The organism is Chitinophaga lutea, from assembly GCF_003813775.1.
Taxonomy (GTDB): Bacteria; Bacteroidota; Bacteroidia; order Chitinophagales; family Chitinophagaceae; genus Chitinophaga; species Chitinophaga lutea.
This window is the reverse complement of sequence record NZ_RPDH01000002.1, coordinates 79,257-102,147: the sequence shown is the minus strand read 5'-3', so window position 1 is coordinate 102,147 and position 22,891 is coordinate 79,257. Positions and strand designations below refer to the sequence as shown.

Here is a 22,891-nt window from a genome sequence, read left to right as displayed (position 1 = left end):
ACATATGCTGAAAGAAAAGATCCGGGCGCTGGCGCACGAAATGCTGCCCACGGCCATTGAAACCAGAAGGCACCTGCACGCCAACCCGGAGCTCTCGTTCATGGAACATAACACCGCGGCTTTCATCGCGGGCAAACTCGATGCGATGGGCATCCCCTATCAGAAAATGGCCAACACCGGACTGGTAGCCATGATAGAGGGCACACTGGCCGCGTCCGACAAAGTGCTGGCGCTGCGCGCGGATATCGACGCGCTGCCGATCCACGAAAAGAACGACGTACCGTATGTTTCTAAATTCCCCGGCGTGATGCACGCCTGCGGGCACGATGTGCACACCACTTCCCTGCTCACCACCGCCGGCATCCTGTTGCAGTTACGCGATTCTTTCGCCGGAAAACTGAAGCTTATTTTTCAGCCCGGCGAGGAACTGGTGCCCGGCGGCGCCAGCATGATGATCAAAGAAGGCGTGCTGGAAAACCCGCGCCCCGCCAACATCCTCGGGCAACATGTAATGCCTGAGCTGGAAGCGGGAAAAATCGGTTTCCGTTCGGGCACGTACATGGCGAGTGTGGACGAGATCTACATCACCGTGGAAGGAAAAGGCGGGCACGGCGCCATGCCGCATACCACTATCGACCCGGTGCTGATCACCAGCCACCTCATTACGGGCCTGCAGCAACTGGTAAGCCGTAACGCCAATCCCACCACCCCATCCGTACTCACGTTCGGCCGGGTGATCGCCGACGGGGCGCATAACGTTATCCCGGACAAAGTGACCATCGACGGCACCTTCAGAACGCTCGACGAAAACTGGCGGCAGGAAGCGCGCAAGCGGATCGAAAAAATGGCCACCGCCCTCGTGGAAAGCATGGGCGGCAAATGTACCGTGTTCATCAAACCGGGCTATCCCGTGCTGTATAACAACGAACGCCTCACCGCAGCCACGCGGCAGCATACGGAAGCGTATGTCGGTAAAGAAAACGTCACCGACCTCGACATCTGGATGGCCGCGGAAGATTTTGCGGCCTATTCCCAGATCACCGATGCCTGCTTTTACCGGTTGGGTACGGGCAATGCGGCCAGGGGCATCACCTCCGGCCTGCACACCGCTACCTTCGACGTGGACGAAAGCGCCATCGAAACCGGCGCCGGCCTCATGGCCTGGCTGGCCGTAAAAAGCCTCGAAAACTGAGTAGAATTCGAAATGTCATACCCAAAAAAAGGCAGCACCCCAATGGATGCTGCCTTTTCAATTTTCCCGATCATTCAGCATGAATGATGCGTTATTTAAATCGCCGTTTGTAAGAGAAGACCACCCTGCTGCCCCAGGTTTAAGCCTGTTATTGTAGTTATCCCCGGGGCGGCGCGAACTCCTTACGCCGGTTCCAGCGCAAAGGCCGCAGCCGTATTCACATTCCCGAACACCTGCGAGGTGCCGTTCACCGCCAGCGGCTGTACGTGCAGCAGCTCAGCGAACGCGGCCTTGCCTTCCACCCACGCACCGTCTACCATCTTCAGGGCACATTCTCCCAACAGTTCTTTCGGTGAATAGTCGTGCAGGAACACGCTCTGGAAATTGCGGGTGTACTTGGCAGTGCTGCCGATCACCATGGCTGAATCGCTGGCCAGCGTGTCGCCGCAGGTGCCTTTGATCACGTTCAGCACAAAGTCGGCAAAGTTATGCGGCTGGTACGCGCGGAACGTGAGGCGCACCTGGTGGGCCGTATCGGCGCCGCTGTTGTACGGTACGAAACCGCAGCAATCGGGCGATGCATCCACATACATACCGTCGCTTTCCGGGTCTGTTTTGATTTTATAGATCTCGCCTTCGGCCTCATTGTTATCAAAACGCATCAGCATCTTGAAAGCCACAGCCTTACCGGCGCCATTCAGCACCAGGTTTTCAGACGGGGCATTGATGATAGGCGTGAACGTGTCTTTATGCGGCATCTGGTACACGGTCGGCTCCACTGCCACGAGGTGGCCGTCTTTGTCGAACAACTCCATTTTCAGTTCATACAGACCGTCGCCCTGCATGGCGTTGCTGTCGAAGTTGACGCAGAACGTATCCTGCCCGGTGCTCCACCAGGGGAATAACTGTCCGGCCGTTGCAATGGTCGACGCTTCCACCGGCGGAATGATGAACAGGTGCTGCGTGGTGCCCACGGTAACGGGGCCCAATGGATAAGACGCGTAGCCGTCCGGTTTGATCACCGCGCCCACCAGGTAGCTGTACGCATACCCTTTAGCCACGGGGTTCGCCAGGGTCATCCAGCTGCCGGATGCGGCAGACATATCCGCATTCTTCACCTTGCGCGCGCTCCACCGGTAGTATTTCAGCCCGGCTTTCGGCAAGTCGAAACTGAACTGCACCCGGATGGTGATGCCGCCACCGAAAGGCCGCCTGTAACCGCCGAAACGGTTGGGGCTGTTGGGCAGCGCCACATCGGTGAGGCCCTGTTCACGGTATGCATGGCCATGCACGGTAAAGGCAGTGGTATCCGCCTGTTTGATGCGCGATACGTTGGTGCTTTCCCCGATGGTTTTGATCCAGATGGTGCTGCCATAGAGGATGCTGCCGCAGCGCCAGGGCACCCGCGGATCGGTGAGGCGAAGGGTTACTTCCGTACCGCAGATGTAATCCCACCAGGTGTGGCAGGCGATCGCAGGCCGGTATACGGTTGTCCATACCCCGTCGATCAGATATTCCACCCAGAAATACAGGTCGGGCTTGTCGCCGAACACGAAGTAGGAAATTTCGGTATCGAAGCGGCCGAAATTATCGGTGTACACCGTCTTGATCTCATCACAACGGTAGAGGTACGGCCAGAGGAAAGGTATTTTGCAGAAGATGGGATGGAACAGCTGGATGTTGTCAAGCAACGTTTTGCGGATGGCGCTGATGTTGCGGGACGTGAGTGAAGCGCGGATCTCCGGCGAAATGCGGAGCGCGGCCTTGCTTTCCTCCATCCTGATTTCCGGCGCGCCGGCTTTCTGTTTGCGAATGGTGGTGCCGGGCAGGGAACCGGGATTGAACAGCCGGTCGGCCACCACGGGCCGGATGGCCGCGTTGAAGCGCTGCGGATTGATGATGGGGCCGATAGGATCGGGTTCGGGCAGGGGAATCGGCAAATCCGGGTGCAGGATATACTCCGGTATTTTTTCGATGATATAATCCGGAATGCGCGGGAGCAGCCACGTGATCTTGTCCACTTCACAAATGTGCACCCGGGCGCGGCACACGGGTTTGTCTTCCGTTACGCCATGCACGGTAAAAGCCTTGATCAGCTTACCTTTCACGCGGCACTTGCGGAAGGGCCACAGACGGATGTAATTGTCCGGGATGGGCAGCATGCGGATGGCGCCCTTTGCGTCGAATTCCAGCACGGGCTCATACGCCTTCATGTCCTGCAGCAATTGCAGCGAATCCGCATTTTCCGTTTTTTCATGCGCGGGAGCGATCAGAAAGCGGTATTCTCCGGCTGGCGCCGAGAGCGTTTTAAAATCCGCCTTTCCTTTTACAACGGGTACTTTTTCTACGAGCTGGCCTTTCTGATCGAATGCAAAGGCCAATAAGGGTAGTTCTTCAGCCGGTTTGCTCTGCAAAACGACCGGTAACGAAACTGGGGTTGCCATTTTTTGAGTATTTGGGGTTTAAAAAATAATCACAACGGGAGCTTTTCACGGATAGTCTCATGCTGCTAACGAATCCTATTCATGTGCCGTCAGTGCGTACGGCGAATATCTCTTTCTCTCAGGAATAATCGTGCTGATACAGTAAGCCCTGGCCCGCCACGCTAAAAAGGCAGACCTGTAGATGCATTTGTTTTTGGGGTAAAAAAATCTTTCTCCCCAAAGGTAGGGAGAAAGATTTCTTCAAAATTGCGTATAAACTCCTGTATTTAAACGGGAAAATTTCGTTATTTTTTAAGTTGCTTCGTGAGCCAGCCACCCAGCACTTCCACCTGTTCGGGATACACGTAGTGCCCTGTTTCCAGCAGCAGGTACAGGTCTTTCGGTGCAGTGATGCTGTTGTAAACGGCGTACATGCTTGTAGGGGGACAGGTTTCGTCGTTGTACCCCCAGGTATAATAGCCCGGCTGTTTGAGCTGTTTGGCGAAGTTCACCACATCGTAATACCCTGCAGTTTCCAGCGCCTCTTTGCTCACCATATCTCCCCTGAACAAATGCGGCCAGCCGCCGGCGCGGCCCTTGGTGTAACCGGTAACGTCGCTGAGCGCGGGGTACATGGCGGCAAGGTATTTCACACGGCTGTCGAGCGATGCGGTGACGATCGACAAAGCGCCGCCCTGGCTGCCGCCCATCACGCCGAGGTTGGCGCCGTCGAACTGCGGAAGGCTCACGAGGAAATCGTTCGCCCGTACACAGTTGAGATATACTCTTTTGTAATAGTACCGGTCTTTATCGTCTATGTTAAACGACGGGTAACCGTTCAGCGCGCCTGCAGCGAGACTTGTATACACCGACGGGTCGAGGTTGACGGGAATGCCGTGGATGCCGATCTCCAGGGTGATGAATCCCAGTTCCGCCCGGGCAATGTCGCCGCCGTAAGGCCGGATACCTGCGCCCGGCACTCTCAGTACCGCCGGGTATTTCCCTTCTTTTTTCGGTACACAGAGGATCCCGTACAGGCGGGAGTTTCCGTAACCCTGTATGTTCACGTGGTATACGTTCACGTTTTCGGTACAGCGTTCCGGCAGCAGCGTGCTTCTGGCATCGAGGGGCACTTTGGCCAGTTCGCTTTTGCCTTTGTTCCAGAACGCGGAAAAGTCCGCCGGCATTGTGACGGTGGGCTGGATGGCCGTGGGGTTAAACCCTGCTGTGGCGAGGCGGCGGTAGGTTTTGCCTTTCACCTCGGCCGTAACCGCGCAGCGCAGGAATCCCGGCGTTTGCATGGTGCCGCCGTCGATCACGAGGGTGCCGTCTTTCAGTACGGCAGTCTGTTGTACGGCAGGCTTCAGCTTTTCCGGGCCTACTTCATAACTGATTTTGGCATCTTTCACCGGGTTGCCGTTTTCAAGCACGGTGACGGTGAACTTTGCTTTTTCGCCGATGCGGTAGATCCAGTCGGTATGATCCGGCGCCACGATCACCTTGATGAGTTGCTCTACAGGCTGCGCCCAGGCAGTGCTGCAGGATAAGACGAGGAATAAAAAAAGACGGTTGAATTTGGACATGCTATTGTTTTTTCAGGAATTTTTCGAGGAAGGTGTAGGCCTGTTCGTTAGACAGGGCGTTGGGCGAATGCTCCGGCCGGTTGGTCATGGCCACACGGTTGCGGTAGCCCAGCAGATTATTGACCGCGATGGCATGGTTCAACGGCACCCAGCGTATGGGCGGATCTTCGTGCCCGGCCGATACGAGAAACGGCCGCGGCGCCATCAGCGCATGCAGCTCGTGCAGGTCGAAACCCTGTTTCACCAGTTGCGGGTACAGGCCGCGGGCGGGATTTTCCGGGGTAATGAGGCCTCTTTTGCGCCAGGGTTTCGGTGTATACCCGAGGTACCAGGGCTCCCAGTAATTCACGCTGATATTGCTTTCGTCGAACACAATACCCGGGTCGGACCATACGGCGCAGGCAAACTTGTCGTACAGGCACGACGCGAACATTGCCCATTTACCACCGAACGAATGTCCCATGATGCCGATGCGGGTACTGTCTACCGCCGGCTCTTTCGCCAGCGCCTCCCAGGCCGTAGCCGCGGCATAGCCCAGCATGGACAAGGGTTGCACGGCGGCATGCTGCAGCTCGGGATAATAAATCGAAAACGTCTGGTCTTTCGAGGCCTGCGTGGTGCCGATCGACAAAGTCACGAAACCCCGTTTGGCCAGCTGGTACGCAAAATCGCGGTGCGCCTTCCCCTGCCCGATCGCCGATTCCGGTTCATAAAACACCGTGATCACGGCCGGTTTTTTACCGGCGCCATCAGGCACCAGCAGGTATCCTTCCGTGGTTTCGAGCGGCGTCCAGTTGAAGGAAACCTTGTACTGCGTGAAGTTATCGCGGCGGGTGGAATCGAGGTATAACAACTGCTGCTTTGTATTGACGGCCGGCCATGAGCCCATCAGTTCGTGCCATTTGTTGCGGATTTCCGTTCTCCTCGCCTGCCAGTCTTTCGCCGTTTTCACCCGGCGGCCGTCATAAAACACCAGTGGGGAGCGGAACTTGCCGTATTGATTCTTAAATGCTGCCGGCGGGGAAAAGCAGGTATCGATGGATACGCGCTGACTTTTAAGGGACGTGGAAACCGTTATCAGTACAAGCACTGAGGCGATGAATTTCATGAGTTTTCCGTTTAATGCTTCGATCTGAAAAAATAGAAAAAATAATCGGTCAATTCAATGCTTTGCTAAAATTTTAGTAAATAAAAAATGGGGGCTTTTTTTACTCGGGCACAATTGGAAATGCAGCAGGCAGGTTATCCGCGTTTCAACTCGCTGGGCAGGTATCCGAAGTGTTTCCTGAATGCCCGGGTGAAGCTGTATGGCTCACTGTAGCCCACGCTGTATGCGGCTTCGAGGATGGAACAGCCGCTGTTCAGGATAAGCTGGCGCGCATAACTCATCCGGAGCTCGTTGAGGTAGCCGAACACGGTGGTGGCAAACAGTTCGCGGAAACCCTTCTTCAGTTTGAATTCGTTCAGGCCGCATTCCCGCGATACCTGGTCGAGGCTCAACTGTTCGAACATATGCTGGCGGATGTAATGTTTGGCGGCGTGGAGCTTGTCGATATCGGCGGCGGACAGCTGTACCGGCTTCATGCCCTTGAGGCCTTCCGCCTGCTCGGCCTGGAAGAGGAACAGTTCCACGATTTTCGATTCGAGGTACAGCTGCCGCATATGGCCCGTATAGCCACAGTGCGCAATATCGTGGATGAGGGCCAGCTGCCGCGGCGTGATGGCCATCGGGCCGGGCGCCATGTCAGCCTCCTGGCCGGCGTTCACCTTGTCCCAGAAACGTTTGAGGCAATCTATGTCTTCCATATACAGGCGGCTGAAAAACGATTCTTCCAGTATCACCCCGAAGTTGCTGATTTTGGGACTGTTGAGCAGGTAGTACCCTTCAAAGCGGGGCATGTAACTCACCACATGCTGCTGTCCTTTCATCATATAACTTTCGTCGGTAACAGCCATGGAGCCCGTATCACCTTCCAGGGAAAAGTACATGGCCAGTGTGGGGGTCTCCACGGTTTCTTTCATTCTGACGGCGGAAGATTGTTCCCCTTTGGCGAAAAAAATAGAGGCCCCGGGCAGGTGGTCCTCTTTTACAACAATGCGGCTGCCAGCGCCGCGGTCATCTATATAATGATATTCCTGACCGCCTTCCGGAAACAGCCATGGGTTTGTATCCCTGTTACTCATATGTTAGATGGAAATGGAGATCCAAGGTAGGGTATTTTCGCGGGATGGTGAAAAATGAGGACGGAAAATCCGTTTCTGCGGGTTAAAAATCCCGCGCTGAAGGGCCTCTTTTCCTGTGTCGGGGCATCTTTGTGGAAATCTGAATTATGGTGGAAGTTTTTTCAACGAATGTTTTGCAGCCAGCCGACGCTGCAAAGATAACGCCGTTGCTGGCGGACGCATTTCCAGGCTGCACTTTCAACTTCGACCTGGAAGACTGCGACAAAATCTTCCGTATCGAATCGGCCGAAGACGTAACGGAAAAGGTGATCTCCTTTTTCCGCCGGCACAATTTCTCCTGTTCCGTTCTTCCTTAAATCATAGCTTATGCAACCATCATTTATCGAAATCAGGGGCGCCCGCGAAAACAACCTGAAAAACGTGAACCTGCGCATTCCCCGGGGAGGCATCACGGTGTTCACGGGGGTGTCCGGCTCCGGCAAATCGTCTATCGCATTCGAAACCATTGGTGCGGAGGCGCAGCGGCAGCTGAATGAGACCTTTACCACCTTCGTCCAGAACTTTTTGCCCAGGGCCAAAAAGCCGGACGCGGATGCCATTGAAAATCTGTCGACTGCCATCGTTATCGACCAGAAAAAGATCGGCGGCAATTCCCGGTCCACCGTAGGCACCATTACGGACATCTATTCGCTGGTGCGCCTGCTCTTTTCACGAGCCGGCCAGCCATATGCCGGGTATTCCAACGCCTTTTCGTTCAACGACCCTGCCGGCATGTGCCCCGCCTGCAACGGCCTCGGGCGGCGGGTAGAAGCCAACCAGCAGATGCTGTTCGATAAAAGCCGCTCCCTCAACGCAGGCGGCATCACTTTCTCGGCATTTGCCGTGGGCACCTGGTACTGGAACCAGTATGCCAACTCCGGGCTGTTCGATCTCGATAAGAAACTGGAAGAATATTCCGAACAGGAATGGCAAACCCTGCTGCACGGGAAGGAACCGGAAGGGGTGATCGAAAAATTCAACCGCCTCTACATCAAAAGAGACACCAGCGCGCTGGCGGAATCCACCATCAGCAACCTCGACCGGTACCTGGCCTATGCGCCCTGCGACGTGTGTCACGGCGCGCGGCTGAATGCGGCGGCGCTGAATTGCCGTATCAACGGTCACAACATCGCCGAATATGCTGCGATGGAAATCAATGAGCTGATCAGGCACATCGGGCTGATCAACGACCCGGTAGCTGTCACACTGGCGCCCGCCATCGCAGAGCGTTTGCAGCATATGATCGACATCGGGCTGGAATACCTCAGCCTCGACCGCGAAACCACGTCCCTTTCCGGCGGCGAGTCGCAGCGTATCAAGATGGTGCGGCACCTCGGCAGCAGCCTCACCGAAACCATTTACATATTCGATGAGCCCAGCATCGGCCTCCATCCCCGCGATGTGCACCGGCTGAACGAAATGCTCCGCAAGCTGTGCGACAAAGGCAACACGCTGCTGGTCGTGGAACATGATCCCGAAGTGATCAAAACCGCCGACCACATTGTAGACGTGGGCCCGCATGCCGGCACACGCGGCGGGGAGATCGTTTACGAGGGCACTGTGGAAGGATTACTGAAAGCCCCCACCCTCACGGGCCAGTATATGAACCGGGCGCTACCGCTGAAGGAAAATTGCCGTACCGCCAGCGGCAGCATCCACATCACCGGCGCCTCGCTGCACAACCTGAAGAACGTGGAGGTGCACATCCCTACCGGCATCTTCACCGTCGTAACCGGCGTGGCCGGTTCGGGGAAAAGCTCGCTCATCAACGGGGAATTGCTGACGCGCTGCCCCGAGGCGATCAGCATCGACCAATCGGCCGTCAGCACCAACATCCGCTCCAACCCGGCCACCTACACCGGCATCATGGACGACATCCGCCGGCTGTTCGCCAAAGCCAACAACGTGTCGGTTTCGCTGTTCAGCTACAATTCAAAAGGCGCCTGCCCCGATTGCGAAGGGCTCGGTTTTATTTACACCGACCTCGCTTTCATGGAAGCCATCCGCACGCCCTGCGAAACCTGCGGCGGCAAGCGCTTCAGCAGAGAAGTACTGGATTATAAACTGAAAGGTAAATCCATCAGCGACGTACTGGAAATGACCGTGCACCAGGCGTTGCATTTTTTCGATAAAAAGGAGCTCAAAAAACGCCTGCAGGCCATTCACGACGTGGGCCTCGATTACCTCACCCTCGGGCAGCCCCTCAGCACGCTCTCCGGCGGCGAATGCCAGCGCATCAAACTGGCCGGGGAACTTCACAAGCAGGGCAGCATTTACGTGCTGGACGAGCCGACAACCGGGTTACATATGTCGGATGTAGGGCATCTCCTCGCCATCATCGACCACCTGGTGGATGGCGGTAATTCGGTGATCGTGATCGAGCATAATGTGGATGTGATACGGAACGCGGATTGGGTGATAGATATGGGGCCCGAAGGCGGGCGCAAAGGCGGAGAAGTGGTGTTCGAAGGGCGGCCGGCGGACCTGCTGCATGCGCCGGGGTCGTTAACAGGACAATATTTGCGCACCCATTAACCTGGCTATAGCAATGCAAAAAGAGCAGTCTCCCGGGAGGCTGCTCTTTTGTTTTTTAGTCTTTATAAATCAGTATCTCTATTTTCCCATCCTGGGTGACCGTGCCCCGGTACATGCCTTCCGTATTGAACGGCATCGCCATACGGCCGTTTTTATCCAGTGCGATCAGCCCGCCGTTACCACCGAGCTCACCCACTTTTTTGATGACGGTTTTGCCGGCGTCCTGTACCGACAAGCCTTTGTAGTGCATGAGGGCCGACAGGTCGTACGCCACCACACTGCGGATAAAAAACTCACCCCAGCCCGTGCAGGATACGGCGACGGTGTTGTTGTCCGCATACGTACCGGCTCCTATGATCGGCGCATCGCCGATGCGGCCGTACTTTTTGTTCGTCATGCCCCCGGTAGACGTTCCGGCGGCGAGATTGCCGTTTTTGTCGAGGGCCACGCAACCCACTGTTCCGAACTTCTCATCGCGGTTGACGGTACCCGCTTTCCGCGGCGCAAAACTGTGATCGAGGCGGGCTTTGAGGGAATCCTGCTGCAATGCTTTCCGCAGGCCCTGCCAGCGGGATTCCGTGCGGAAGTACGAAGTGTCCACGATTTCAACGCCAGCCTGCGCCGCGAACTGTTCCGCACCGCGCCCGGCCATCATCACATGTTCGGACTTTTCCATCACGGCCCTCGCCAGCGTGATCGGGTTTTTGATGGTGCGCACGCCCGCTACCGAACCGGCGCCAAGCGTTTTTCCGTCCATGATGGAAGCATCCAGTTCATTGCGGCCGTCGTGCGTAAACACGGCACCTTTTCCGGCATTGAACAACGAATCGTCTTCCATTACACGAATGGCCGCTTCCACGGCATCCAGACTGCTGCCGCCGGCCTGTAATACGGCGTAGCCTTTCTTCAGCGAGGCCTCGAGCCCGGCTTTGTAGGCCGCTTCTTTTTCCGGCGTCATATTCTTTTTGAGAATGGTGCCGGCTCCGCCATGGATCACCAGTACATATTTTTTCTCAGCTGTTTGCTGCGCCGCGGCGGAGAAGGCGGTCACAACCAATACCAGTAACAGGGCGCATATGCGGGAAACAGGATGTTGTATCATCAGCAGCAGGTAATTTTGTTTGCAACGGTAAAAATAGCGATTTATCCCGCTTCACCGAACAGCGCCTTCCTTACTTTCTCCACGAAAACAGGCACTTTCACGCGAGGGTCGCCGGGGCCGAGGGTTTCCACCGGCACGTACCCTTTATAGCCTGATGCTCTGATAGCGCTGATGATCCTGGGAACATCCGCCGGCTCAGCTTTCCCGTTGATAAATACGTTTTCTTTCAGTTGCCAGTTCACGGCATATTTGGCGGTTTCTGCGATCTGCGCGTACGGGTCGCCGGACTGATAGCTGCCCGTATCCACGATGATCCCGAACCAATCGGACGTGATCATCCGCGACACCGCGTGCACATGTTCCGCAGTTTTGATAAAATCATTGTGATGCTGCATCCCCACGATCACACCCTGCTCTTTCCCGAAAGCCACACACTCCTGCACGTGTTCCATCATCCGTGCGGCAACGTCGTTCCACGATTTCCCCGCGGGCGCCGGAGCACCGGCAAATATCCTGATCACGGGCGCACCGAGTTTGGCGGCGACCACTATCCAGTTTTTCACGAGCTGAACGTCCGCTTTGCGTTTGGCGGTATCGGGGTTGGTGAAGTCTGTGCGCACGCCCGTGCCACTGATGTCGAGGCCCAGGCGGAAAGCTTTCCTTTTGATGTGGTAAATGTATGCATCCGGCGGAACGGCCGGGTAACCGGGGAAATAATAACCTGTCAGATCAACTGCTTCTATCGGCGTGCCTGCGCAGAACTCCAGCAGCCCGTCGAGACCCATGCTTCCGTCGCGGAGCGGTGCATTAAAAGAGTAAGCATTCAGGCTGATGCGAAGCTTATGGCCTTTACCCGGCTCCGCGGCGGCTGCCACTAAAATATCCGGCGTGGCGGCCAATACCGGCAGGGTGGCCATCGTTTTCAGGAACGACCGGCGGTGGTGGCTGTGGTTCATAACATGGAAGATTGGTAGCCACCTAATTTACGCTGAATTATGCCAATTAACGAATGCCATTTTCCCGAAGGTACGCCGCGAAATCGGCGGGCCGGTCGGTTTGCAGGCCGCGGAGCCCGAGGGCGATGGCTTCCTTCCACAATGCAGGCCCTTCTTCCGGGTGCAGCATATCGGGCCATACGGCCACGCCTCTCTTTACCGCCGCTTCCACCATCTCCCGTGTGTATTGTTTATAACCGCCGTCGAGCGCCGACACGGGATGCCGGTCGAGAAACGCGTTAAGCACCGCTGCATCCCGTACATCTTCCGGCAGACTGACCATCAGCGGAACGGCCGGCGCGATGCTCCTCCAGGCCGCATACTGCGCTCCCTTATTGACATACACCAATACCTGCTGTTCCATCCCCGCGGCTTTGATCTCTTCAAAAGCGGCCTTAACATCTGCATCTTTAAAATCGAGGTAAATATGCACCCGGCCTTTGCATAGCTGCAGCACTTCCTTAAAAGCAGGCACCTGGTGCCCGCCGTCGGTTTTCAGCTGCCGGATAGCCTCGAACGTGAGCTCTCTTACTTTGCCTTTCCCGTTCGTGGTGCGGTCCACCGTGTTATCGTGCATGATCACCAGCCGTCCGTCGCGCGTCGTGCGCAGATCGGCCTCGATGTAATCCAGGTCGTGGTCGATAGCCTGCTGATAAGCCGCCAGCGTATTTTCCGGCGCCTTTGCATGATCGCCCCGGTGAGCGATGACCGTAAATGCATGGCGGCCCGCCGGCAGCGGCGGCTGCTCCTGCACACAGGCAACAAGCAGTGTAAAGAGAAAAGACAACATGGTGGAAAGTTTTTGAAAGAGCAGGCTCACACCTGCTCTTTATTTTTATTGAACATATACCGTTTTCAGGATCTTCACCGGCGAATTCACTACCGTCACCGAATCAGCGCCTTTCATCACCACCTGGCCGCCCACTACCACCCTCGCACGGATGTAATACCTGCCTTCCGGCATGTTTGGAATGGTGATTTTCCCATTCTGCTCCGTGGTGACTTCGCGCACATTGCCCAGTGTGGTATCGGCATCAAACAGCACCCTGCTCGTAAAGAAATACAACTTGGTGCTGTTCACCGGCGTGCCGGCATGGTCGCGGGCCGTGATTTCCAGCTCACTGGCCGGCAGCACTTTCTTCAGCACAAGGTCCGCATTCGTTTGCCCGGCCGCATTCACAAAAATAACAGCCTTGCCCCGGTATTCCATGTTATTAAATGTGGCACCGGCATATAGATAATAATTGGCGGCAGACAGCGTGTTGAATTTCACGAGCCCGTCTTCTTTCGTGGTTTCCGTTCTGTAATGGCCTGCACAGGTTTCTATCCCGAACTGCAGCGGGTTGTTGAACATACACACGGCGATGCCCGGCAAGGGGTTGCCCGCTTCATCCACCGCCCGCACCGCCAGTTCGTTCGGCGTTATTTTTTTCAGCACGATGTCGGCGTTCGTCTGGCCGGATGCGTTCACCGTGACGGTGAGTTTGCCCCGGTAATCGGTATTGTTCACCTTCGTTTCGGCATACAGGTAATATTCGCCCGGCAGTATATTGGTGATCTTGAGCGTACCGTCCGCCCCGCTGGTTTCCTTACGGTTGCTGGACGCGCAGGTTTCGATGTTGAACTGCAAAGGATTGTTGTACAGGCAGAACGGAATGCCGGGCAGCAACTTCCCGGATTCGTCCACTGTGCGCACCATCAATGTGTTTTTCAGCGACAGCGTTGTTTTCATAAGGATGGTATCGCTGCTGATACCGGCGCCGCGGAAGCCGAAAGAAGTGTCGGCCGAGATAGCACCGGCGGGACTGCTGGTTTTGGCGCGCAGATAATACCGCCCTTCCTTGTAATTATAAAAAATCACCCGGCCGTACATGTCCGACTTTTTCTGATCGATGCTCAGTTTGTTGGTGGTGTCGGATTGAAAGATCTCCCCGTTGTTGAACAGGCCCACTTCCACGTCTTTCAACGGCTGCAACTGGTTGTCGAGCACGTAAAACAACATGCCGTTCTGGCGCAGCGTATCGTTCTCGGCCACCATCTTCACACTGTCTTTCGACGCCGTAACGGTAAGATATTTTGAGAAGTGGATGCCATTGACGCTGTCCGCAAAAAACAGCATATAATCGCGCCCCTCGTACACCCTTTTGAAGGTAAAGTTCCCCTGCGCGTCGGTCGTCGCATAATAAATGTAATTCACCGAATCGCCGGGAATATAACTGAGGTACACCTTCCTGTTGGCCAGCAGGCGCTGCTCTCCGCGGCCGTTGAATTTATCCTGGTAGCTCAGCTGCCCGGAGATACTGCCGGTGCCCTTCACATCGTCTCCCGCGTCGTGACCGTCTTTCACGCAGGCCGACAGGAGCATGGCTACCAATATGTATAATAGTTTTTTCATGGTCTGTTATTTTTTGAACACATTGAAGCCTTTCAGCAGAATGTCAGGGCTGATGTTCAGCGACAGGAACGGCCCCGCATCGTGCAGCGAAACCGTTTTGTCCGTTTCCGCATTGTTCCTGATCCGGTATTTGGTATGCCGGTAAAGATGTACCCCTCCCACCAGCTTGAAGCCGGGTATGAGATCGTAAGAAATACCGGGGTAAAAATGGTTCATCACATCGGGAATATTCAGTCCCACGAAAAACGACAGGCGGCTGTAGAACGGGCATTTCGGGGAATGGAACCAGTGATCGTCGAGCATGTTGATGCGGGCCACATAAATGTTCAGCCCGGCCACCACGCTCACGGTTTCCCGTTTGGTGGTGATAGTGGGTGCGGCATTGGTATTGAAGGTAACGGTGTTGATGCCGTAGTATTTGTTCGGCAGAGTAAACGCCAGACCGGCGCTCACATCCACCCATTTCAGCTTGCCGTTTTTGATACTGAACGTCGCCGCCGTCAGGCTGTCTTTCACCATTCTTTTCGCAGCGGTGTCTGGCCGGGAGAAATAACTCCTGACGGCGTATTTGCTGGTCACATCTTCGTCTACTTCACCGGTTTCGAGTATTTCAGTTCTGAATAGCGGCGTGGCCGAAGGCGGCGCCAGGCTTACGTCCGAAGGCGGCAGGTTACTTTCCCAAACGGCCGTGTAGGTATTGGCGATTACCAGGCTGTCGATCGACAACCTTTCCAACGCGGTGGCAAAACCATCATAGGCCTTCATATAACATTCCACGTAATGCCGGATGTATGTTTCCCCCTCGTCGACTTTCCCCTCATGAACCAGCCGGATAACGTCCGGGCACTTTTTCGACGACTCGAAAAGAAACGCATTGTACATGTTCAGCTTGCGAAGATCCGTCTCCAGTGCGCTCCAGATAACCGTTACGGGTCTTACCGAGTCCCTTAGCAACATTGCCCCGGTGAATGCTTCCGCTTCCGCAGCGCTTTTGGCGCCGCCGAGCAGGCCGCCAACGGTTCCCCAGAGGGAGGCAGTAGGGTTCATCAGCGTTATGACCCGCAATAGCATGGAAACGCTCGTATCGAGCCCGGTCACAAAGTTGTTGCGGCCGCTGTGCGCTTCCTTCGATAACAGGAGCAGCTCCAGCCTTTCCTCCTGCCCGGTGTTATGCATATTGATCTTTACATTCTCGTTGCCCCGCACCGGCGTTTTGATCTCGTTGGTTTTGTTCAACGCCGCGCCCAGGCGGAAATAGTGAATATTGCGTACATTCTTTTGATCATCAGCCGGCAGCAGGATGTCGTTCAGCAACCGGTTGCCCCTGGTCATTTCCCCCAGCAGCGATTTGTTTTCGTTGCGGGTGAACTGCCGGGGCCGCTGCCGCCCGCGCGCTTCGTCTTTCGCTTTCAACTCGAAAGGATTGATGGTGGGCTCGCCTTTCCGCATCCAGACCCAGTTTTTGAAATAGGCGCTCCCCTGCACCGCCGTCACTACCGGGTTGGCGTTCACGTCCGCATCCAACTGGAAAATCGCATCCTGCCGCGCACTGTCCATGTTATTGACATGAACGCCCGACAGCTGCTGCGCCCTGTCCAGCAGGGTTTTCAGGGCGGTTTCGGTGGTGGTGTTGAAATCGGTGGCGGACAGCTGGTTCAGGCCGCTGTTGTCTGCCAGCGGGAAGGTGGTGCGGAAGAGATCCGTCAGGAATTTATTGTACAGGCTGTTGGCGGTAATTTTCAGGTGATAGGCATTCACCACATCGTCGTACACATCCGTGGTAACGGTATTCCGGCTGCCCAGCGGCCGGCCGTTCAGTTCGTAAAACCCTTTGTTGCCGGCTGCCGCGCGAAGCTGTTGCAGCGCCGTGAAAAACGGCCGCAGATGCACCGCGGTAACGATTGCCTGTTCATCCTTCAGCCAGCTGCCGATCGCCTCCAGTTCCTTTACTACCTGCGCCCGTACGGTGGTGGTCCACAACTGATCGTAGTACTGCAGATAAGCCTGGCCGGTATCTTTCAGGTTGCGGACGGTAGCATCCAGCTTCTCCGAGAGCGCATCGCTGACGCCGCGCCATATGGCTTCGTTGTCGAAGCGGCTGCTGATGGAAATGGCGAACGGCGCCGGCTTGTCCGGTAGTTTCATTTGCGTCACCCGGCCGTTGCTGTCCAGCGTAATCTGCTGCGCGGGTAAGGTGATGCTCCAAAGCAGGAACAGCATCAGCCATCCCGGGAACCACTTCTTCATGGGTCTTTAATTTAACAGGTGAATGAATTGAGAGTTGCGGATAACTTTTTCGCCTTTCGAGCCCCTGCAATCGTGATCGAGGCATAATACGGAGACGTAACATTTAATGTTTTTGGGGTTGCGGATATAGTCCCTGCCGCCCTCGATCAGGTAACCTTCCACTTTATTGGTCAGTGCGTTGAACACCGGCGAACCGGAATTGCCTTTGTAGGTATCGCTGTCTACCGTAAAAAATGCCGGATGAAGGTTACTCATGATCTTCGCCTTGCCCGCCAGTTTAAGCGGTACGCCGCCCGGGCAGCCGATGACGTAATAGGAACCCAGCGGATCACACGGACCGGGCACGTTCAGCTCGCGCACCCGCTGACGGGGCAGTTTCCTGTTGAGGCGGACTATACAGAGATCACGGTTGTTCGGCGGATCGTAATATCTCTTTACGCTTTTGGCGGTATACACCTGCGACGCCAGGAATTTCCCCGAGGGAAGATTATTGTCGCCCACGATATAATCGAAAATGAAGTAGTAGTTGCCGGCGGTTTGTTCCGAAAAACAATGCCCCGCGGTAACGAGCGTAGAGTCGTTTACCGCAAACGCGCTGCAGTTGGCGGTGGCCGGCTGCTGGAAAAACGCCTCACCGGGGCACAGCTCATATTTCTCCTGCAGTGTTTTATACCCTTTCAGCTCGAAATTCCCGTTTTTCAGAACGTTCAGATAATCGCGATGCACCACGGCGGCCACGCCTACGGCGTTGTTCATGTCTTTTCTTGTGGGATGTGCATTCCCCAGATCGCCTGTATTGTACCGCACCTCTTCCCGGTTATCTTCCCCGATGATCACACGGAACCCTCTCCTGAAACCTGATCGCTCCAGCAGGCCCCACACATCCATGTCCGTGAGGGGATGCAGCCGCCTGTTTTTCTCCAGGATCCCGGGAATCGCGCCAATGGGGTACCTGCCGCGGATGCGGGGCGGGAAAATGGTATCGCCTTTCATATCGCCGGTGCGGCGCATAAACTCAAGGAGCACTTCTTCCGGTTCAAACTCGTCCGCCAGCGTTTCCACCAGCATCAGGTGATCGGGTTCCACCATCGCCGATGTGGGGTATTGCCTGGACAATTCTTCGGCCTGTTCCTTGTTCATCTTCGGCCAGTAAATTTGCGGAGACGCCCGTTCCGGAGGCGGCGGAGGGGGTTCTGGAAAGGTTGCGGAGGAATCCTGGACAACGCCGGTATCTTCTTTGGCGCCACGGGTACAGGAATGTAATATTACAACGAATGCAACCAACGTAATTGGGGTCAATTTCATCTGCAATACATTAGTTATAGGAATAATCAATAAAAAGGGGCTATACTTCTCTACATACTTACAGCGCTCTTCATTGGTTTAACGGTACTTAGGGACGGTTCTCTCTTCAAAACTCTTACAGCTGTTAAATTACAGCGTTCCGGAGTAATTGCAAAATTTGTTTTGTTAATGAAGCAGGTGAAAATATTTTACGTAGAAACACGCCGCTACCCACCAACGCAGGAGCGCGCTATAAAAACAAACAACATTGTATCAGGCCAAATTCAGTTGCCATGAAACACCAAAGCGGTCTGCCATCCAGGTGAATTTTTTACTGAAGCCGTAATCGCCCGGCGCCATCAGCACGCTGCCGTCCGCGGATAGTTTGGCGTACAGTGTATCCAGCTCCGTTTCACTTTCGCAATTCACGTAAATCGACACGGAAGGCGTGAAATTGAACTGGTGATCCCAGCCGCTGTCGATGGCCATGTACGCCTGCCCTGCCAGCGTAAACCGCGCGTGTTTGACAGTGCCTTCGGTGCCACCCGGCTCGCCGGCTTTGTAATAATCAACGTGATCGATGGCGGAATTGGGAAAGAGGGAAACATACAGCCGCATGGCTTCTTCCGCCTTGCCGAATTGCGGGCCGGAAAACATCAGGAAGGTGATCGTTTTTTGCATGCTTCAAATTTAAGTGAAAATCAATATTTCTTCACGGGTTTTCCCAACAGTTACTGCTGCTATCCTGCCATTTTTTTGCGAGGTGGATGCTCAACGGCAACCCAACGATATCATCCCGTACGTGCGTGGAATAACCACACTGCGGCAATAAAAAAAGCCGCTGGTTAAACCGGCGGCCTTTCAGGTATTTCAGCTATTTGATCATTTGGGCAATGCGTATCGGATTTTACCTATCTGGGTAAACGTTTTCCCGAACATATCGGTAGCGCGCACTTCGATCTGGTGCTCGCCAGCCGCCAGTCCGCGCGGCACGGGGCCTCGCCAGAGATGGGTACAGTTTTCGGGGTTGGAGGGACGGCGGCCGGGCAGCAGCTCTTCCGTCGTATCCCATTTATACAGTTCGTTTTCGTATGCAGGATCGGCGTCCTCGACATACACCATCTTCTTCCATTCGCCATTGCCGACGCGGTATTCCACTTTGCTGCCTTTATCGCCCATAAAAAAGTTGGCGTAAATACCCGCAGCGCCCGGCTTCTCCTGGTTCACCACTTTGGGGTGGAACAGTTTGATCTGGTAGTCCTTCGGTGCGCCGGCCACTTTGTAGTCGATCGTGTACTGGTTGCCGCGGATGTTGAGAAATGCGTAACCACGCGGCGTACCGTCACGCATGGTACCGTCGGGGAAACCTTTGCTGCCGATCTCACCGGAATACCAGTCGCCCGAAGTGGTGCCGGCATTGTACTCATGATGCGGTTTTTCCTGCTGCCAGCCTTCCGCTTTGCCGTAAAAGTTCTGGCGTTGCAGGTGGGTGTGGGCAGACATGGACAGTGTATGCGGGAAATCTTTCAGGATGTCGAACAGCCTTTGCCGGTCGGCGTTGCGGAATGCGTCTTCATTGTTGTGCATCAGGGGAATGTGGAACGACAACACGATGAGTTTGTCTTTCGGCACGTGTTTCAGGTCATTTTCCACGAAGTCGAGCTGGCTCTTCCGGAAGCCGCCCCAGTAGCTTTTACCGTCGCGGGGATCGGGATAAAGGATATCGTCGAGCACGATGAAGTGAGCGTTGCCGTAGTTGTAGGCATAGTTGGCGGGGCCAAACCCTGCTTCAAACGATTCATCAGACAGTGAATCCGCCACGGCGTCGTAGTTCATATCGTGATTGCCGAGCACGTTGTACCAGGGCAGCCCGATTTCGTTGACGGCTTTGATGTAGGGATTGTGCAGGCTGAGATCATCGCCAACGAGGTCGCCGAGGCTCAGGCCGAAGGCCACGTTGCTGATGCCTTTCACTTCAGACACGATGCTTTTGGAGAAGTACCCGATCTCGTCGAGGTTGTAAGCCTGCGGATCACCGAACACCAGCGCGGTGAAGTCGGCGCTTTCTTCATATTTCGCCAGCGGAAAGTCTACTGATTTCGGCAGGTTACCGGTGGCCGGCACGCCTTTGTATTTCAGCGCCGGCGAGCCGGCGGGTTTATGCGCATAGTAGTGCTGCGGCTGGTTGAGTGCGTTCACCGGCACTTTGTAGCCTGCCGGTTTGATCACGAAAATCATGTTATCGTTGCCCACGGGCAGCTGGTACCGGCCTTGTGCGTCGGTCACCGTCACTTCTACCCCATTGCTCACGGAAACCCCGGCGATACCCGTTTCTTTTTTGTCTTTTTTGCCATTGCCGTTCGCGTCCTGATACACCACGCCGGTAACGGCCGACTGCGCCAGTGCACAGCCCATGGAAGCGATCAGCAGCGCCGCGGAGAGGCTGCTTGTTTTTCTAAACCTGTTCATTGAAGCTAATTTTGCGTAAAGAATGCGATTTCTTTTAATTGTCTTCACTGCCGGCGGGTTAAGTTTTCATTAAGAGTATAATATATATGCGTGTCCCCGGCGGCCCTCCACCGAAAGTACGCATTCACACCGTGCGGGGCAATACATTGTTGTTTTAATGCAACCGTTTGCATAAATTAGTATCCGGCGGCCCGGAACATCGGGTGAAGTTGACCGCCCACGTTATGAATTCCTTTCTTTAAACATTACGGTAATGCACAAACTATCCTTCCTGGTGGCCGGGCTGGCCATGCTGGCATCCTGCAGCCCGAAAAGTGCGGTGATTTTTTCCGACGATTTCAACGCCCTGCCCAGCGGCCCCATGTTTTCCCGGACGGGCGCGCATACGGAGTATCATTATTTGCGGGAAGCGGCGCCGGCAGGCAACTGGGCACAATCTACCTTCCGCTTCGCCACGCAAAATTCCTGGCTGGTACGGTCAGACGGCGGCGACAGGGTCGTCGTGCAGCATCTTTCCTACCCTCCGACCGCAGACTATCATCCCATGCTCGTTACCGGTCACGAATTCTGGAAAGACTATACGTTGCAGGTGCGGTTTGCTCCGTCGGACAGTCGCCGCCAGAGCGGCGTTGCCTTCCGGTACCGAAACGACCGCTGTTATTATTTCTTCGGGATAGAAAACGACAGGGCGGTGCTCAAACTGGTGCGGCATGGCAGTGCATTCCGGAAGCTCGATGAGTGGCTCCTGGAGGAGCAGCCTTTTAGTTTCAGGCCCGGCAGCTACCTCGATGCCACGGTGACCGTTCAGGGCGACGAGATCAAAGCAGGCTTTACCGGTGGCCCGCAGCTGCGCGTCACCGACACCACCTTCCGGGAAGGAAAAATTGCCTTGCTGGCCGACATGCCCACTGCGTTCAGCCGCGTCGCCGTTTCCATGCCTGCTCCCGCGCAACAGCTGCTGGCACACCGCAGGGCCGTCAAGGCAGAGGAAGAAACCGCCTTGCAGGCCGCCAATCCCCGCATGGTACTCTGGAAAAAAATAGCTACGCCGGGTTTCGGTGTGGGCCGGAACCTGCGCTTCGGCGACCTCAACGGCGACCGGAAAACAGATGTGCTCATCGGGCAGGTGGTACACCACGGCCCGGCCGATAACCGCAGCGAACTGAGCTGCCTGACGGCCATGACCTTCGATGGAGAAAGACTCTGGCAGATCGGCAAACCAGATCTCTGGAAAGATCATCTTACCAATGATGTGGCTTTCCAGGTACACGACCTCGACAACGACGGCAAAAATGAAGTGGTGTACTGCATGAATAAGGAGATCATCGTAGCGGACGCCGCCACCGGCAAAACAAAATATAAAAGCCCCACCCCCATGCTGCCCGACTCCAGCAGGGAGCGCATCCTCGGCGACTGTCTTTTTTTCTGCGATCTGCGCGGGCAGGGTTATGCCGGCGACATCATCATCAAAGACCGTTACCGTCACCTGTGGGCGCTCGACAATAAACTGAACCCGCTCTGGCAGGCGTCGTGCAACACCGGCCACTACCCCTTTGCGCTGGATACCGACGGCGACGGGAAAGACGAACTGCTCATCGGCTATACGCTGTTCAACAGTGACGGTACCGTGCGCTGGAGCCATGAAAAAATGCTGAAAGATCATGCGGATGGCGTGGCCATCGTGGACTTCAAACAGAATGGCACCCTGCAAACACTCTGCGCCGCCAGCGACGAGGGCATGTTTTTCACGGACGTGAAGGGCAACATGCTCCGGCATTATTTCATCGGGCATGCGCAGAACCCCTCAGTCGCCAATTTCCGGGACGATCTGCCCGGGCTCGAGACCGTCACCATTAACTTCTGGGCCAATCAGGGCATCATTCATTTCTACGATGCGGACGGCAACATCTACCACGATTTTGAGCCCAATCAGTATGGCAGCATGGTGCTACCGCTGAACTGGGCCGGCAAAACGGAGGAGTATTTCATTCACAATGCGAATGTGGAGGAAGGTGGCGTTTACGACGGCCGCGGCCGCAAAGTGCTTCGGTTCCCCGACGACGGGCACCCGGATATGTGCAATGCCGTGCTGGATTTAACCGGCGACTGCCGCGACGAGATCGTGGTTTGGAGCCCGGAGGAAATCTGGGTGTACACCCAGGCAGACAACCCGCTGCCCGGGAAGTTGTACCATCCGAAGAAAAACCCGCTGTACAATTATTCCAATTACCAGACGACCGTGTCGCTGCCGCGCAGCAAATAACCCCGGTGCCCTTCAACAGTGCCAGATATAAAAAAAAGAACCGCATACCGGCCGGCGTCAGCTGTTCGGCTATGGTGTAATGAAGATTTCAGGGTAGAACAATCCTAAAAAACGGCAAAATACTAAATTGATAACCAGTTACTTATAGGGGGATTTATAATAATCCCCCTATTCATTTAA

General features: G+C 55.3%; 16 protein-coding genes. 4 read left to right on the top strand and 12 right to left on the bottom strand.

Annotation, left to right across the window (positions count from 1 at the left end; all coding sequences use genetic code 11):
• Window positions 1-4: 4 nt before the first annotated feature.
• Window positions 5-1,192, top strand: a complete 1,188-nt coding sequence (locus tag EGT74_RS12675) for a M20 metallopeptidase family protein (RefSeq protein WP_123846961.1) — start codon at window positions 5-7, stop codon at window positions 1,190-1,192.
• A 182-nt stretch (window positions 1,193-1,374) separates the two neighbouring features.
• On the opposite strand, the gene EGT74_RS12670 is transcribed toward EGT74_RS12675, so the two are convergent.
• The 4 genes from EGT74_RS12670 to EGT74_RS12655 all read right to left on the bottom strand — a co-directional run bounded on the left by EGT74_RS12670 (window position 1,375) and on the right by EGT74_RS12655 (window position 7,382).
• Window positions 1,375-3,636 (bottom strand): hypothetical protein, encoded by a 2,262-nt coding sequence (locus EGT74_RS12670; protein ID WP_123846960.1) that lies wholly within the window; start codon window positions 3,634-3,636, stop codon window positions 1,375-1,377.
• A gap of 284 nt (window positions 3,637-3,920) precedes the next feature.
• Window positions 3,921-5,198: an acetylxylan esterase gene (locus tag EGT74_RS12665; protein ID WP_123846959.1), complete on the bottom strand. Its 1,278-nt coding sequence runs from the start codon at window positions 5,196-5,198 to the stop codon at window positions 3,921-3,923.
• Window position 5,199: 1 nt separating this feature from the next.
• Window positions 5,200-6,306: a prolyl oligopeptidase family serine peptidase gene (locus tag EGT74_RS12660; protein ID WP_123846958.1), complete on the bottom strand. Its 1,107-nt coding sequence runs from the start codon at window positions 6,304-6,306 to the stop codon at window positions 5,200-5,202.
• Between the two features lie 134 nt (window positions 6,307-6,440).
• Window positions 6,441-7,382, bottom strand: a complete 942-nt coding sequence (locus tag EGT74_RS12655; RefSeq protein WP_123846957.1) for a helix-turn-helix transcriptional regulator — start codon at window positions 7,380-7,382, stop codon at window positions 6,441-6,443.
• Window positions 7,383-7,528: 146 nt separating this feature from the next.
• Here EGT74_RS12655 and EGT74_RS12650 point away from each other — a divergent pair, with 146 nt between their 5' ends.
• Both EGT74_RS12650 and EGT74_RS12645 read left to right on the top strand, forming a co-directional pair.
• Entirely contained in the window at window positions 7,529-7,738 is a 210-nt protein-coding gene (locus EGT74_RS12650) for a hypothetical protein (RefSeq protein WP_123846956.1), read from the top strand.
• A 10-nt stretch (window positions 7,739-7,748) separates the two neighbouring features.
• A complete protein-coding gene (locus EGT74_RS12645; protein ID WP_123846955.1) occupies window positions 7,749-9,956 on the top strand; it encodes an ATP-binding cassette domain-containing protein in 2,208 nt (735 codons plus the stop codon).
• A 55-nt stretch (window positions 9,957-10,011) separates the two neighbouring features.
• Here EGT74_RS12645 and EGT74_RS12640 read toward each other — a convergent pair whose 3' ends face one another.
• From EGT74_RS12640 to EGT74_RS12605, 8 genes are all read right to left on the bottom strand, one after another.
• On the bottom strand, window positions 10,012-11,058 hold the full coding sequence (locus EGT74_RS12640) for an isoaspartyl peptidase/L-asparaginase family protein (protein WP_123846954.1): 1,047 nt from the start codon (window positions 11,056-11,058) through the stop codon (window positions 10,012-10,014).
• Window positions 11,059-11,099: 41 nt separating this feature from the next.
• The gene (locus EGT74_RS12635) at window positions 11,100-12,014 is read right to left on the bottom strand and encodes a sugar phosphate isomerase/epimerase family protein (RefSeq protein WP_123846953.1); all 915 of its coding nucleotides are present in this window, start codon (window positions 12,012-12,014) and stop codon (window positions 11,100-11,102) included.
• Window positions 12,015-12,060: 46 nt separating this feature from the next.
• Entirely contained in the window at window positions 12,061-12,843 is a 783-nt protein-coding gene (locus tag EGT74_RS12630; RefSeq protein WP_123846952.1) for a glycerophosphodiester phosphodiesterase family protein, read from the bottom strand.
• A 45-nt stretch (window positions 12,844-12,888) separates the two neighbouring features.
• Complete coding sequence (locus EGT74_RS12625) at window positions 12,889-14,448, bottom strand: SpaA isopeptide-forming pilin-related protein (protein ID WP_123846951.1); 1,560 nt, start codon at window positions 14,446-14,448, stop codon at window positions 12,889-12,891.
• 6 nt (window positions 14,449-14,454) lie between these two features.
• Window positions 14,455-16,695: a hypothetical protein gene (locus EGT74_RS12620; RefSeq protein ID WP_123846950.1), complete on the bottom strand. Its 2,241-nt coding sequence runs from the start codon at window positions 16,693-16,695 to the stop codon at window positions 14,455-14,457.
• A 6-nt stretch (window positions 16,696-16,701) separates the two neighbouring features.
• The gene (locus EGT74_RS12615; RefSeq protein ID WP_158618122.1) at window positions 16,702-17,835 is read right to left on the bottom strand and encodes a trypsin-like serine peptidase; all 1,134 of its coding nucleotides are present in this window, start codon (window positions 17,833-17,835) and stop codon (window positions 16,702-16,704) included.
• Window positions 17,836-18,252: 417 nt separating this feature from the next.
• On the bottom strand, window positions 18,253-18,660 hold the full coding sequence (locus tag EGT74_RS12610) for a VOC family protein (protein WP_123846948.1): 408 nt from the start codon (window positions 18,658-18,660) through the stop codon (window positions 18,253-18,255).
• 201 nt (window positions 18,661-18,861) lie between these two features.
• Window positions 18,862-20,448, bottom strand: a complete 1,587-nt coding sequence (locus EGT74_RS12605; RefSeq protein WP_123846947.1) for a calcineurin-like phosphoesterase C-terminal domain-containing protein — start codon at window positions 20,446-20,448, stop codon at window positions 18,862-18,864.
• A 253-nt stretch (window positions 20,449-20,701) separates the two neighbouring features.
• Between EGT74_RS12605 and EGT74_RS12600 the strand changes: the two genes are divergently transcribed.
• On the top strand, window positions 20,702-22,711 hold the full coding sequence (locus EGT74_RS12600; RefSeq protein WP_123846946.1) for a hypothetical protein: 2,010 nt from the start codon (window positions 20,702-20,704) through the stop codon (window positions 22,709-22,711).
• The last annotated feature ends 180 nt before the right edge of the window (window positions 22,712-22,891 follow it).

Excerpts from the sequence above, each read along its gene's own strand:
- EGT74_RS12610 (WP_123846948.1), bottom strand. The coding sequence starts at position 18,660 with ATGCAAAAAACGATCACCTTCCTGATGTTTTCCGGCCCGCAATTCGGC.
- EGT74_RS12620 (WP_123846950.1), bottom strand. The coding sequence starts at position 16,695 with ATGAAGAAGTGGTTCCCGGGATGGCTGATGCTGTTCCTGCTTTGGAGC.
- EGT74_RS12675 (WP_123846961.1), top strand. The coding sequence starts at position 5 with ATGCTGAAAGAAAAGATCCGGGCGCTGGCGCACGAAATGCTGCCCACG.
- EGT74_RS12655 (WP_123846957.1), bottom strand. The coding sequence starts at position 7,382 with ATGAGTAACAGGGATACAAACCCATGGCTGTTTCCGGAAGGCGGTCAG.
- EGT74_RS12660 (WP_123846958.1), bottom strand. The coding sequence starts at position 6,306 with ATGAAATTCATCGCCTCAGTGCTTGTACTGATAACGGTTTCCACGTCC.
- EGT74_RS12615 (WP_158618122.1), bottom strand. The coding sequence starts at position 17,835 with ATGAACAAGGAACAGGCCGAAGAATTGTCCAGGCAATACCCCACATCG.
- EGT74_RS12650 (WP_123846956.1), top strand. The coding sequence starts at position 7,529 with ATGGTGGAAGTTTTTTCAACGAATGTTTTGCAGCCAGCCGACGCTGCA.
- EGT74_RS12630 (WP_123846952.1), bottom strand. The coding sequence starts at position 12,843 with ATGTTGTCTTTTCTCTTTACACTGCTTGTTGCCTGTGTGCAGGAGCAG.
- EGT74_RS12635 (WP_123846953.1), bottom strand. The coding sequence starts at position 12,014 with ATGAACCACAGCCACCACCGCCGGTCGTTCCTGAAAACGATGGCCACC.
- EGT74_RS12625 (WP_123846951.1), bottom strand. The coding sequence starts at position 14,448 with ATGAAAAAACTATTATACATATTGGTAGCCATGCTCCTGTCGGCCTGC.
- EGT74_RS12665 (WP_123846959.1), bottom strand. The coding sequence starts at position 5,198 with ATGTCCAAATTCAACCGTCTTTTTTTATTCCTCGTCTTATCCTGCAGC.
- EGT74_RS12670 (WP_123846960.1), bottom strand. The coding sequence starts at position 3,636 with ATGGCAACCCCAGTTTCGTTACCGGTCGTTTTGCAGAGCAAACCGGCT.
- EGT74_RS12640 (WP_123846954.1), bottom strand. The coding sequence starts at position 11,058 with ATGATACAACATCCTGTTTCCCGCATATGCGCCCTGTTACTGGTATTG.
- EGT74_RS12605 (WP_123846947.1), bottom strand. The coding sequence starts at position 20,448 with ATGAACAGGTTTAGAAAAACAAGCAGCCTCTCCGCGGCGCTGCTGATC.
- EGT74_RS12645 (WP_123846955.1), top strand. The coding sequence starts at position 7,749 with ATGCAACCATCATTTATCGAAATCAGGGGCGCCCGCGAAAACAACCTG.
- EGT74_RS12600 (WP_123846946.1), top strand. The coding sequence starts at position 20,702 with ATGCACAAACTATCCTTCCTGGTGGCCGGGCTGGCCATGCTGGCATCC.